The sequence below is a fragment of the Gracilibacillus sp. HCP3S3_G5_2 genome (assembly GCF_052063305.1).
Taxonomy (GTDB): Bacteria; Bacillota; Bacilli; order Bacillales; family Amphibacillaceae; genus Gracilibacillus.
Genome location: NZ_JBQHXU010000006.1, coordinates 95,118 through 107,257, shown reverse-complemented (window position 1 = coordinate 107,257; position 12,140 = coordinate 95,118). Strand labels below are relative to the sequence as shown.

General features: G+C 37.6%; 12 protein-coding genes and 1 pseudogene. 10 read left to right on the top strand and 3 right to left on the bottom strand.

Translation table 11 applies throughout. The features are described from left to right. Positions 1 to 487: 487 nt before the first annotated feature. The 3 genes from ACTNEP_RS10645 to ACTNEP_RS10635 all read left to right on the top strand — a co-directional run bounded on the left by ACTNEP_RS10645 (position 488) and on the right by ACTNEP_RS10635 (position 2,650). On the top strand, positions 488 to 871 hold the full coding sequence (locus ACTNEP_RS10645; protein ID WP_441161937.1) for a MazG nucleotide pyrophosphohydrolase domain-containing protein: 384 nt from the start codon (positions 488 to 490) through the stop codon (positions 869 to 871). Positions 872 to 1,165: 294 nt separating this feature from the next. Beyond that, positions 1,166 to 2,407, top strand: a complete 1,242-nt coding sequence (locus ACTNEP_RS10640; RefSeq protein ID WP_441161936.1) for a cytochrome P450 — start codon at positions 1,166 to 1,168, stop codon at positions 2,405 to 2,407. A gap of 18 nt (positions 2,408 to 2,425) precedes the next feature. Next, positions 2,426 to 2,650: a hypothetical protein gene (locus ACTNEP_RS10635; protein WP_441161935.1), complete on the top strand. Its 225-nt coding sequence runs from the start codon at positions 2,426 to 2,428 to the stop codon at positions 2,648 to 2,650. Between the two features lie 47 nt (positions 2,651 to 2,697). Here ACTNEP_RS10635 and ACTNEP_RS10630 read toward each other — a convergent pair whose 3' ends face one another. Next, positions 2,698 to 3,540 carry an aldo/keto reductase gene (locus ACTNEP_RS10630; protein WP_441161933.1) on the bottom strand — a complete coding sequence of 281 codons (843 nt, stop codon included), beginning with the start codon at positions 3,538 to 3,540 and terminating at the stop codon, positions 2,698 to 2,700. A gap of 265 nt (positions 3,541 to 3,805) precedes the next feature. Between ACTNEP_RS10630 and ACTNEP_RS10625 the strand changes: the two genes are divergently transcribed. The 6 genes and pseudogenes from ACTNEP_RS10625 to ACTNEP_RS10600 all read left to right on the top strand — a co-directional run bounded on the left by ACTNEP_RS10625 (position 3,806) and on the right by ACTNEP_RS10600 (position 7,656). After that, positions 3,806 to 4,357, top strand: coding sequence for a DUF6241 domain-containing protein (locus ACTNEP_RS10625; protein WP_441161932.1), 552 nt, complete (start codon positions 3,806 to 3,808; stop codon positions 4,355 to 4,357). A 158-nt stretch (positions 4,358 to 4,515) separates the two neighbouring features. Further along, positions 4,516 to 4,905 carry a DUF6220 domain-containing protein gene (locus ACTNEP_RS10620; protein ID WP_441161931.1) on the top strand — a complete coding sequence of 130 codons (390 nt, stop codon included), beginning with the start codon at positions 4,516 to 4,518 and terminating at the stop codon, positions 4,903 to 4,905. Next, on the top strand, positions 4,902 to 5,096 hold the full coding sequence (locus tag ACTNEP_RS10615) for a DUF5957 family protein (protein WP_441161929.1): 195 nt from the start codon (positions 4,902 to 4,904) through the stop codon (positions 5,094 to 5,096). Before ACTNEP_RS10620 ends, ACTNEP_RS10615 begins: the two co-directional genes overlap by 4 nt. A 54-nt stretch (positions 5,097 to 5,150) precedes the next feature. Further along, a complete protein-coding gene (locus ACTNEP_RS10610) occupies positions 5,151 to 6,236 on the top strand; it encodes a sensor histidine kinase (RefSeq protein WP_441161928.1) in 1,086 nt (361 codons plus the stop codon). After that, a complete protein-coding gene (locus ACTNEP_RS10605; protein WP_441161927.1) occupies positions 6,233 to 6,922 on the top strand; it encodes a response regulator transcription factor in 690 nt (229 codons plus the stop codon). The genes ACTNEP_RS10610 and ACTNEP_RS10605 overlap by 4 nt, the downstream gene beginning before the upstream one ends. Before the next feature lie 15 nt (positions 6,923 to 6,937). Beyond that, positions 6,938 to 7,656, top strand: a pseudogene (locus ACTNEP_RS10600) (AAA family ATPase). Positions 7,657 to 7,801: 145 nt separating this feature from the next. Here the strand turns inward: ACTNEP_RS10600 and ACTNEP_RS10595 are convergent. Next, positions 7,802 to 9,970, bottom strand: a complete 2,169-nt coding sequence (locus ACTNEP_RS10595; RefSeq protein ID WP_441161926.1) for an endo-1,4-beta-xylanase — start codon at positions 9,968 to 9,970, stop codon at positions 7,802 to 7,804. Between the two features lie 496 nt (positions 9,971 to 10,466). On the opposite strand from ACTNEP_RS10595, the gene ACTNEP_RS10590 reads away from it, so the two are divergent. Then, complete coding sequence (locus tag ACTNEP_RS10590; protein ID WP_441161924.1) at positions 10,467 to 11,312, top strand: hypothetical protein; 846 nt, start codon at positions 10,467 to 10,469, stop codon at positions 11,310 to 11,312. Between the two features lie 144 nt (positions 11,313 to 11,456). On the opposite strand, the gene ACTNEP_RS10585 is transcribed toward ACTNEP_RS10590, so the two are convergent. Further along, positions 11,457 to 11,948 carry a GbsR/MarR family transcriptional regulator gene (locus ACTNEP_RS10585; RefSeq protein WP_441161922.1) on the bottom strand — a complete coding sequence of 164 codons (492 nt, stop codon included), beginning with the start codon at positions 11,946 to 11,948 and terminating at the stop codon, positions 11,457 to 11,459. Between the last annotated feature and the right edge of the window lie 192 nt (positions 11,949 to 12,140).

Genomic DNA, 12,140 nt, shown 5'->3' with positions numbered 1-12,140 from the left:
ACGCTCCTTTTTAATTAATGGTTTATTCTTATCACGGTGCTGTCTGTAAACCCCTACTTCAAGTAACACAAGGATAAGTTTAGGGCCCAACACCCTGATAAGTTTTGCTAATGGTCAGTAGGCGAAACAATCCCACTGATCATCGTCTCACTTTATCATAATTCCTTGAAAACGAAATCGCAACTTTACATCTATATGTTACAATATTTGTTAAAAGAGTTTACTAGGTGGGGCAAAGAGTAGAGAAAGGTCCATACATAAAAAGTTTTCCATTATTGATTGTGAATGAGAAATGTGGAGGAAGACCTTCGCTTTCTCACAGATAATCAATCGATACTTCAAAATCATGTGAACAGCCAATCAAACATTTTATTGAGGAGCAGAGCTGGATCAGTTCAATGACAATGGAAACGAATGAGAAACAATTAGCAAAATACACGGATGGACAGTATTTGACAAACAAGTATATCCAAATGAGGTGGAGTGAATGAGAGAATTACAAACCTTCATGAAAAATTATCATGAGGAAATGAATTGGGAGATTAGCGGTGCTCATTTTGAAGAAACGAAATCATCTTTATTACATAATTACATGCTTTTTTCAACAGAGGTGGCAGAAGTTGCAGAAGAATTAAGAAAAGCTTTTAATCAAACGAATGAACTGATTAATCAGGGAAAAGACGAAGCGGAAGCCTTCGAATTAGCAAAAGCAAGCATCAAAGAAGATATTGGCAAAGAACTTGCAGATTGTCTTGCATATATGACAAAGTTTGCTAATTTTTTTGAAATCGATCTGGAAGAAGCGTTCTACAGAAAAATGGAAGAAGTAAAAAAGCGACAGAATAAAGATATAGACATATTAAATAAATAGGATAACTGGGCTAACACTACTAAAAGTGTTAGCTTTTTTATGTGAGGTGGAAAGATTTGAACTTGCTTGACTGTTGTTAGATTCCTTGTGCAGTTAGCTAGTTTTTCCCTCCCTTCCCAAGATATTACGTTATGAAGGTCTCATGAACTAGGATTGCCAATATTTATCCTGAAAAATAGAAGTGGGTTAGGAAAAGCAGTAGCCTTACACTTTTCATCATTACCATTTTTTTGGTTTTATCGGGAGCAGTTAGGGAAAGATACTAACAAATGCATTTATATTGGAGGTTTGATCATGACAAAGAATCATCAGCTACCACAGGAAAAAGGATTAGATCATACTCTAGAGCTACTTAAAGAAGGTTATTATTTTATTATGAACCGCTCGGACAAGTTTAATTCGCGAATCTTTGAAACCAGATTGCTCGGTGAGAAAGCGATTTGTTTGGTTGGTAAAAATGAAGCAAAATTGTTTTATGACAATGAGAAATTTCAGCGAAAGAATGCGGCACCTGGTCGAATAGAGAAAACACTTTTTGGTAAAGGTGGTGTGCAAGGGCTGGATGGTGACCAACATCGTAATCGTAAAGCAATGTTTATGTCGTTAATGACAGAAAATAAGTTAGATGAGATTCGGAAATTAACGAAGGAGGAATGGATTAATCAATTCTTGAGTGAAAAGAATGAAGTGAACATATATGAAATAGCAAAATATGTATTGACACGAATCGCACTTCGGTGGACGGGCATACCTTTTCAGAAAAAAGAGGCCGATGAATGGGTAGATGAATTAAGCGATTTGTTTGAACATGCTGCAGATGTGGGACCAAAGCATTGGAAAGCAAGATGGTCTAGGCAAAAGGCAGAAAGTTGGGTAGAAGATCTTGTCCAAAAAGTCCGTCAAGAAAAGATAGAGGTAGATCAGGATCGTGCCCTCTATCAATTTTCTTGGCATAAGGATGCTAATGGTCAATTATTAAAGGCTGATATTGTGGCTGTCGAGCTGTTAAATTTATTACGACCAATTGTTGCGATTGCTGTCTATATTGATTTTGCATTACTGGCTATGCATGATTATCCAGAAGAAGCTAAAAAAATTCGTGAAGGGAATGGACGCCAGTTTATTCAGGAAGTACGTCGTTATTATCCTTTCTTTCCTTTCGCAGCTGCGAGGGTGAAACAGGATTTTACCTGGAATAATTATGACTTTAAAGAAGGGACACTTACATTGCTGGATTTATATGGAACTAACCATGACCCTGTAATATGGAACGAGCCCAATCAGTTTAAGCCAGACCGCTTTAATGACTGGCAAGGTAGTCCATTTGAGTTTATTCCTCAAGGGGGTGGTGAATTTAACATTGGTCACCGATGTGCAGGTGAGTGGATAACGATTGATATATTAAATGAAACGGTAAACTTCTTTAGCACGGAAATTTCATTTGATTTTCCAGAGCAGGATTTCGATTATAGCATGAATGATATTCCTGCTTTGCCAAAAAGCAATATCATCATTACCAATATCCAAAGAAATTAAAAGAGGAAGGTGTATTTGATGGGAGAGGAACGGAAAAATAAAGAAGTAGAGCAAAAAGAAACCGTTGATAACAAGAGAAAAAGTACCCATGATGAAAAAAGGTCTGAGTTGCATAAGTTTAAGGAGCAGCAACTCGTTGATGATATTCCATTAAGAGACTTGGAAATTGAAGAGAAGAATCTAAAAGACAAGGAAAATAGCCAGAGTTCTTCGCAATCAGAGGAAAAGTACAAAGGAAAATAAAGATAAAAGCCGAAATCTATTTACTAGATTTCGGCTTTTAATATAGATTAGAATTCTTCATAATAAGCAGGGTCCTGATCGTTGATTCTGCCATCATGTTTAGTCAGCTTCCCGATCATTTCCATATCTTCGTAATCTAACGCAAAGTCAAAGATTGAAAGGTTTTCAAGTTGTCTTTGAGGTGAGGTTGATTTTGGAATTGTAACAGCACCAAGCTGATAATGCCAACGTAAAATGACCTGTGCTACAGATTTATTATATTTGTGTGCCACGTGTTGAAGTGTTTCATTTTTCATTGTTTCTTTTGCCCGATGTAACGGACTCCATGATTCCGTGACAATTCCATGTTCCTCATGCCAATTTCGTTGCTCTTCCTGATTAAAGAATGGATGTAACTCAATTTGATTAATGATTGGGAGGATTCCTGTTTCCTTTTCTAGCCTTTCGAGATGCTCAGGTAAGAAGTTACTTACACCAATGGAGCGGATCAATCCCCACTTCTTTGCATCAATTAATGCTTGCCATGCTTCTACGTAGTGATCTTGTTTTGGATTCGGCCAGTGAATTAAATATAAATCAAAGTAGTCTAAATTTGCACGGAATAATGATTCTTGAATCGCTTCTATTGCCCTGTCATATTGGTGGTATCGACCTGGTAGTTTAGATGCAACTTGTATTTGTTGTCTAGGTACTCCTGATCTACGGATGGCTTCGCCAACTGCACCTTCATTTTCATAATTATAAGCGGTGTCTATTAACCTGTAGCCACTAGAAATCGCACTTGCAATAGCAGTCGCTCCTTGATTTCCTTTCATGTTTGCTGTACCAAAACCAACAACTGGAACATCTAGACCATCCTGTAATTTAATGGAAGGAACTACATTACTCATCAAATCACTCCTTATTTAAATAATTCATCCTACATTAGTATTACCCTCAACAATTAAACCCAACACATTTTTCACGGTGCTGAACGTGTGTAAGCGCCCATTTCAAGCTGCAAGTAATACAAGGGCTTAACAGACGCTAATACCCTGATAAGTTTCGCTAATGAGCGGTGGAGATGAAAACCCCTGTTTGTTAAAGTCTCACTTTATCTTTATCAATCCTTGATTTCTGCTGTGGTTTTGATATGTTAATTATGGAGGTATTGGTATGAAAAGTAAATTATTGGGCATTATTGGCTGGGTTGTTGCTATCGGATTTGCTATAGGTATTCTTGGTCTTGCAATTTTTGTTGGGTTTGCCCTGTTTTCTGAAGGTGATGTTGCAAAAGAGGATCAGCCACAAGAGGAGACTACTATGAAAGAGGAAACGGAGGAGAAAAAGAAGGAAGAAGAAACGGAGCAAGAGGATATCGAAGAAGAAGTACAGGAGGTGCATGTAGAAAAAATTAAAAGCGAAGAGAATTTCATGGATATTTTGCACCATATGACCCATCAGAAAGTACATGCTGAAGATAAATGGGGTGCTGTAGAGATTACCGATGAACGAATTGAACTAATGCTTGACATAGCAAAAAACTCTAATTTTACACATCGAAATTTTTATATGGAGACTTTAACGGAATGGCAGAACGGTGATTTTAGTAATGCAGTAGAAGTACATAATTATATTTGGGAATTACAAAATGGCAATATTGGCAGGGCATTACGATTGTTTACCGAAGAGGAAGAACAACAGTATATAGAAAAATATTTCCGATAATCCGCCTCATGTGGATTTTTTTTTTGTTGCGGAAAAAAAGTGGTAAGCAAAATAAGAGCATGCTTTTCTTATTTAAGAAAAATATAAGAATTAGCTAAGAGTGAGTTTAGATTCTAACGATAGACTGTGCTTACAGTCAAATAAAGGAGGAAGAATCTATGCGAATTCCAATTGCGAAAATCTTATATTTCGCACTCACTGTCATCTTTACACTAATGATTACAACGCAAATTATTTTAGCAGGAATGGCTGTATTTATTCATCCAATGCATTGGGCAAATCACACGTTTTTTATTCATCTGTTTGGCTTTAATGTCCCGTTATTACTGCTAATTGTTGCCTGGTTAGCAAAACTACCAAGAGTGGTATACTGGCAGGTTTTCGGGTTGCTGCTGATGATGTTTTCTATGTATTTCTCTGCAAATATTGCAGGACAGCTTCCGTGGATTGCAGCTTTACATCCAGTAATAGGGACTACTCTTTTATTATTGTCATTCTGGATGGTTATTCAAGCAAAATTTTATCTAAAAAAGGAGAATCTATCATGAGAGTTTTTATTGCTATTATAGTAGGATTAATAGGAGGTTTTGTGTTAGGGATTGCTTTATCGAGTTTAATTGGTATTTTAGGAATGACGATCTTTAACACGCCAATCGGAATAAAGTTTCTGCCTTATTATACCGCTATTATTTGTGCGATCCTCGTACCTTTTCTAGATCGCAAGCAGAAGAACGGATAAATTGGCTTATCCGTTCTTTCTTTATTATAATCTAACAAAAGGCAGGTGCAGCTGATGTCAATAAAAAAAAGATTATTGTTGTCCAATATAGCAATGATCATCATACCAGTGGTCGGCTTTTTAATCATTGAGATTTTGTTAGGTTATCTTTTTTTCGTGATGGGAAATCTAGAACCTGAAGGGGATAGCCTGCAAAGGTTTATGAGTTACCGATTGGTGGCAATTATTCTTTTATTAATGGTCACGAATGGCTTGTTGACTTACTTTGTATCAAGGACGATTATTAAACCGATTAAACGATTGAACGAAGCCGCAGAAAAAATAAAACAAGGTGACCTGGACCATAACATACAATCCAAGAAAAAGGATGAGCTCGGTCAATTATCCAATACGTTTGAAGAAATGAGAATAAGTTTAAAACAGGCGAAGGAAACCCAGGCAAAATATGAAGCAAACCGCCAAGAATTAATTGCTAGTATCTCTCATGATTTACGGACACCGGTGACATCGATTAAAGGATATGTTCAAGGAGTACTGGATGGTGTTGCGGACTCACCTGAAAAATTAGATCGCTACATGCAGACGATATATAACAAAACAGATCAGCTTGAAAAAATGGTAGATGAGCTTTTTATCTATTCAAAGCTGGATTTAGATCGGATGCCATTTCAGTTTGAAGTGCTTGATGTTAATGCCTATTTAGACGATATTATCGAGGAATTAAAGTTTCAATATAATAAGATAACTTTCGAGTTTATTGCGGACAAGGGACAAACCATTTTAGTGAAAGCGGATCGTGAGCATTTATACCGAGCGATTATGAATGTCATTACTAATAGTGTTAAATATATCGGCAAAAAGAAAGCCATGATCACAATTAGACTAACAGAACAAAGCGAACATGTTATGATAGCTGTAGAAGATAATGGAAGTGGAATCAGTGAAAAAGAACTTCCTTATATATTTGACCACTTCTATCGGACAGATACATCACGGAATTCAAGAACAGGGGGAAGCGGTCTTGGACTTGCGATTGTGAAAAAGATTATCGAAGCACATGGTGGCACGATTTGGGCGGATAGTGAGCCTGATCAAGGTGCGACTATTTATTTTCAATTGAAAAAAGGTGAACAAAAATGACCAAGATACTAATTATTGAAGATGAAGAAAGTATTGCAGAATTACAGCGGGACTATTTAGAATTAAGTGGTTTCGACGTGGATATCGCAACAACTGGTAGCGAAGGTTTAACCTTGTCCAAGCAAGAATCTTATGCACTGATTTTACTAGATTTAATGTTGCCTGAAATTGATGGATTTAAGCTTTGTGAACAATTCAGAGAAACATTAGACATCCCGATTTTAATGGTAACCGCAAGAAAAGAAGATATCGATAAGATAAAAGGGTTTAACCGCGGAGCTGATGACTATATCGTCAAACCATTTAATCCGAATGAGCTTGTTGCCAGAGTAAAGGCACATATATTAAGATATCGGCGGCTAACACAACGAGAAAAAACAAAGCCACTCATCGAATTCAAAGGGGTGACTATCGATCACCCATCAAGAAGAGTCTATCTTGATGATGTAGAACTGACGTTGACCGCCAAAGAGTATGATTTATTATATTTCCTTGCGACGAATCCTAACCAGGTATTCACGAAAGATCACCTTTTAGAAAAAATCTGGGGCTTTGATGCGGTCGGCGACAGCTCCACGGTAACGGTGCACATTCGTAAAATCCGGGAGAAGATCGAACGAGATCCCTCACAACCAACTTTTATTGAAACGATCTGGGGTGTTGGTTATCGTTTTAAAAAAGAGTAGAAAGTAGGTGATAATATGTATTTAAAACGAATCACACTGCAGAAAGATAAAAGTACTGATGATGATCGCTATCCTTTTACAATCCCAGTAATAAAAAGGTTAAAGCAATTGGATATCACCAGTAATGTGACTTTTTTTGTCGGGGAGAACGGATCAGGTAAATCAACATTACTAGAGGCTATTGCTGATAAATGTGGATTTAATACAGCTGGTGGGGGACGTAATAATTATTTTGAGGTACATGAAGCTCAGTCAGCATTAGGAGATTATATTACATTGTCATGGATGCCGAAAGTAACAAACGGTTTCTTTTTACGAGCAGAAACGTTTCATCATTTTGCTACCCATATTGATTCGCTTGACGGAGGTGACTTGTCTTATGGCGGTAAGTCGCTGCATCATCAGTCACACGGTGAGTCCTTTCTATCCTTGTTTCAACATCGCTTTCATCAACAAGCGATTTATTTATTGGATGAGCCGGAAGCTGCATTATCCCCCAGCGACAACTTGCTTTCTTAAGGATATTGTATGATTTATCAGCAAACGGTGATAGTCAATTTATTATCGCAACCCATTCGCCGATTCTGTTAGGGTATCCGGAGGCGACCATTTTTAGTTTTGATGATGACCATATTCAGGAAGTTGCTTATGAAAATACGGATCATTATCAAATCACTCGTTATTTTATAGAACATCGGGAAAGGTTTTTGCGTGAGATTTTGAAGGATGAATAGTATAGAAGGAGCACACTCGACAAGTAGAATAAAAGTCGAACTTTAAATTCCTTTTTTTAGATGCAATAATGAGTAAAATTATGCCTTTTTTTGAGGGATTAGGTTGAAAATCGGAACAAAGATCTATCCCTTTGTTCCGATTTTATTATTTATGCTTTCTTTTTGTAATCAAGAAAAAAGATGATCCGACTAGTAGCAACATCATTCCTAATACTAACCAATTGAATGTATTGGTTGCAGTATCAGGAAGTTCATTACCATCATCAATATCTTCAACATCGATTGGGTCTGCTTCACCTTCCAGATCATCGCCGTCACCTGATCCAGCACCATCTCCCGGATCATGGCCGTCATCTGATCCAGCACCATCTCCCGGATCATGGCCGTCATCTGATCCAGCACCATCTCCCGGATCATCGCCGTCATCTGATCCAGCTCCACCTCCCGGATCATCGCCGTCACCTGATCCAGCTCCACCTCCCGGATCATTGCCATCACCTGGGTCTTCACTATCTCCCGGAACCTCACCAGCGATACCCTCAGGCCAATTAACTAGAAGTGTATCAGGCTCTCCATTGGTTCCAATCTTTTCCACTTTGACCCAATTTATGGAGAAGGCGTTACCACCCCCGCCACCACGAATGGCAATGTTACCAATCAAACCATCAGCAGGTTGTGAACCATCTAGTTTTATTTCAGTTGTTAAGGTATAGCTTCCCATATTCACCATGCCACTGTTGAAGTACGCAGGGATATGCTTAGCCACTTCGTTAGCATCATACTGATAGCTGTTTACGTCCGCTCCATCTGCACTAGTATAGCCACCATTTGAATTATCTTTTATCCAACGTACACGAATAGAGGTAGTACCTTTTGCGGTATAGTTGAAGCTTAAACGGTATGTCTCATCTTTTTCAGGAGTGAAAGCTACTTTTCCGTCCTCATCTGTTGTAGACCATGGCCACTGGGATGCGTCGGTACCTAGTATAATATTTGCCCCGGACCAACTGTCTCCATCACTCGTATCATACACATAGACACCGTCGATTTGTTTTTGGTCTTCATCTGTATCAGGCTCCATGTATTCGTGAGTGGCAAGAAACTCTTCAGGGTATAGAATACCTAGCAATGCTTTTTTGGCATGTCCATCATAGTCATACGGCATAGCAAATTCGCCGCCCTTCCAGCCATCGTGTACATCCCTCACACCTGCAAGTTTGACTGTTTCGATAACCTTTGGATTGCCCGTAGTATTGGCTGGACCTACAGCATAATTTCTATAAATTTGAAACAATTCAGCATACTTCATCCCCTGATTATTTTCATTCTCAGGGGTTAGTTCTCCCGGTGGTAAAGCAATGTCCATCTCGGTAATGTGGACCTTGACTCCGGGAAGTGTTGCAAACAGTTTGATGCTGTCCTCAACATCTTGGACATTTGTGGAGAGGTTATAGTGTCCCTGCATACCAATAACTTCAATCAGAGGTTTACCATTTGGGCGTACATCTGCATACCTCTCATTAATATCTTTTACCATCTCATAAACAACTCGAGCTTTGTCAGGAGAATCTAGCCCAAAATCGTTGTAGATCAGTTTGACGTCCCAACCATTGCTGTCAACAACTTCGGCTGCTTTCAAGAAGGCAAGCTCTACCCACTCCCAGTTTAGCGCCATATACCAGCCTTCTCCTTTAGCTAAGGACGCTCTCCAATCGTCAGGGTTTGAGTTTCCAATAGCTTCGTTTACCACATCGATCCCTTCAATCCGGCTACCGTAGTAGCCTAGTACATTCTCAATATGAGTATGGAGGTTTTCAAGAGCCGTTTCTCTGTCGAATTCACCAGGTTGATCGTATCTAGCCGGTGGAGCGTCCCACATCCACGTAGGTGTTTGTGAATGCCATGCGAGAGTATGTCCGTAAAAGAGCATATCTGGGTTTCTATCAGAATAGGCTTTCATCGCATTATCGGCACTAGTGTATGTGAAAGTGCCTTTTTCTCTTTGAGTATTCTCGGGTTTCATCTCATTACCTGGTGTATAGGAAGCGTAATTGTAGAGTAATCCCTCAATCTCACCTTTACCAAAGATACCAAAGGAGAAGTAATCTTTATATTGATCTTTTAGTGCAGGGTAATTTTCGTAAGGTAATCCTGTGGGAGGTAAGTCGTTGTTGGTGGCTGTGCTGGCAGTTAATATGCTGTTATTAAAGAGGAATGTCACCAACAGTATTGCAAAAGATAGCGACATAGCACGTATCGATACGGCTTTTATAGACACTAAAACTAATTGTTTAAGAGATATATTAGTTTTCATAAAAATATTAGTTTGCCTCCTCCAAAAAGAATTGTTCCTATTGTCAGGTTTCTCCACGTCTATTCTTCGTGCTTAAAAAAAGTTAAGCGCTTACTTATTTAGGTAATCAAAATTTAGGATTTATCCACTCCTTTATCCTTTTTTATAGTCTTGTTAATGGATACGATAAAACAAAAATGAAGTAATTAGTATTTTCTGCCTGTATACTTGTATACCACTTTGGGTATAGTGTGTCAAGAGCTTTGTGTAAATCCAACTTTGAAAGTATAATAATTAGCTTACAGTTTGTATTTGTTTCTATTTTGGCTTTGGAGAAGCTTAATTGCTCTTGCAATCCGTTGATTATGGATTTTTTGTTAGTAAATTTTTAACGAAAATGATAATTATGGTAATATAGGCTTATAGGAGTATGACCAATAGTCTGCTAATATAAAAAGAGCACTAGTGTAGGCTTGTTGCATGGAAAAGTTAATAGAAAAAATGGGGGAAGATTACAGTGAAAAAGAAAATATTTTACATCAGCATGCTCATACTATTATCTCTTTTATTTGTGGCATGTACACAAAATGATACAGATGTAGATGAGACAGCAGAAGATGATAGTGTGGAAGCAACAAATAATGAAGAGTCTACTGAGGAGGCAACACTTGAACTTGATAAAGAGCAGGCGAAAGAAGTGTTAGCTGAATATGAAAAGACGTTCATGTCAGTAATCGAAAACATAGAAGATGATGGTTCATTATCAGACTTTCATTCCAAAGCAGAGCTGAAAGAAGACTTTATGAACATTATGACAGAAGAATTAGCTGATGCTTTTGTGACACATTATTTTGACGAAGATAATGATCGGCTATATGTTATACCAACTGAAATGCCTGAATGGCTAGATCAAGAGAAAGACTTTACATTGGAACAAGTCGATGAACTAGAATATGAGGTTACACAGGAGCAATCAAATGATTTAATCGGAAAGGTTAGAATGATTTATGTTATTACTTCTTCAGATGATGCTTGGATTGTCCAAGAAGTAAGATCCGAAGCTATGAATGAAGAAACCAATGATAGTGGTCAAGATGAAGAATCTTCTTCTGCAAACAATACAAACTCCAATGAAACGGAGAGTACTGAAATCACGGATAGTATAGCCGAAGATTTAGTACGAGACCATCTGCAAATCACAGAAAATAGTGACATCCAAGTTGTAGCGGATCATACAAATGATAATAATGATTTTGTCGTTCAAGTATATGAATTAGTTTCAAATGGAGAAACAAGTCATACCGCAACGCTAGGCTGGTATATTGTCAATAAAGACAACGGGACAGTGGAAGAGATGCAGTAAGGGAATGGCTACCAAATGAGGTAGCCGTTTTTTATTTCAAGAAGGTTCAGTCGCTTTATTCTTATTGGATTAGATATCGAATACGTAACTGGAATATAGGTATTCCAGTTACGTATTTTTCTTTCACTAACCACATATGTTAAACTATAGAAGGTCATTCCTTTTAATTTTTGAAAAAACTTCCTCGAGTGAACGATGAAAAGAAATCGCTTCATGAATTTTATGCTCGAACAATTCCTTTTGTTGATCGGGATAACGAGCTAAATCCTCTTGAATGTCTGCTAAGTTATTAATTTGCAGGTTAAGTGATTCGAGCCAGCGATTAACATAGGTGTTCATAAATTTTTTATACAGATCCTCGCGCGCTTCATATAGGTCTTTTCGCACACCTTTTTGCCAGACACGTTCGACTAAATTAAATTCTTGGAGCCTGCGAACTGCATAGCTCATTGCCGTTTTACTTTTTCCCAGTGCATCTTTCATTTCGTCTAACGTCATCGGTCCTTCATTTAAATAAAGGGTAACAAGCAATTGCGCTTCTGTTTTATTTAAAGAAAACATTTCAAGAGTTTTCGAAAATTCAGAGATTATTTTATTATTAACCCTTTCTAAATTAGTATCTGTTGACCTTATCATAAAGGTATCGAAACCCCTTTCTCGGTTTTTATTATAACTTTACATCTACCCAATTAAAAAATCAAAATTAACACAAGAAAAAAGGATAAAATAATATTTTTATTTTGTAAAGTTTAAACTTTACAAACAGAATAATCAGATTGAAAAGTGTATAACTCTTGAAATTAATAGATAAAACCTTTAGCATAGTAA

Excerpts from the sequence above, each read along its gene's own strand:
- ACTNEP_RS10645 (WP_441161937.1), top strand. The coding sequence starts at position 488 with ATGAGAGAATTACAAACCTTCATGAAAAATTATCATGAGGAAATGAAT.
- ACTNEP_RS10640 (WP_441161936.1), top strand. The coding sequence starts at position 1,166 with ATGACAAAGAATCATCAGCTACCACAGGAAAAAGGATTAGATCATACT.
- ACTNEP_RS10635 (WP_441161935.1), top strand. The coding sequence starts at position 2,426 with ATGGGAGAGGAACGGAAAAATAAAGAAGTAGAGCAAAAAGAAACCGTT.
- ACTNEP_RS10630 (WP_441161933.1), bottom strand. The coding sequence starts at position 3,540 with ATGAGTAATGTAGTTCCTTCCATTAAATTACAGGATGGTCTAGATGTT.
- ACTNEP_RS10625 (WP_441161932.1), top strand. The coding sequence starts at position 3,806 with ATGAAAAGTAAATTATTGGGCATTATTGGCTGGGTTGTTGCTATCGGA.
- ACTNEP_RS10620 (WP_441161931.1), top strand. The coding sequence starts at position 4,516 with ATGCGAATTCCAATTGCGAAAATCTTATATTTCGCACTCACTGTCATC.
- ACTNEP_RS10615 (WP_441161929.1), top strand. The coding sequence starts at position 4,902 with ATGAGAGTTTTTATTGCTATTATAGTAGGATTAATAGGAGGTTTTGTG.
- ACTNEP_RS10610 (WP_441161928.1), top strand. The coding sequence starts at position 5,151 with ATGTCAATAAAAAAAAGATTATTGTTGTCCAATATAGCAATGATCATC.
- ACTNEP_RS10605 (WP_441161927.1), top strand. The coding sequence starts at position 6,233 with ATGACCAAGATACTAATTATTGAAGATGAAGAAAGTATTGCAGAATTA.
- ACTNEP_RS10595 (WP_441161926.1), bottom strand. The coding sequence starts at position 9,970 with ATGAAAACTAATATATCTCTTAAACAATTAGTTTTAGTGTCTATAAAA.
- ACTNEP_RS10585 (WP_441161922.1), bottom strand. The coding sequence starts at position 11,948 with ATGATAAGGTCAACAGATACTAATTTAGAAAGGGTTAATAATAAAATA.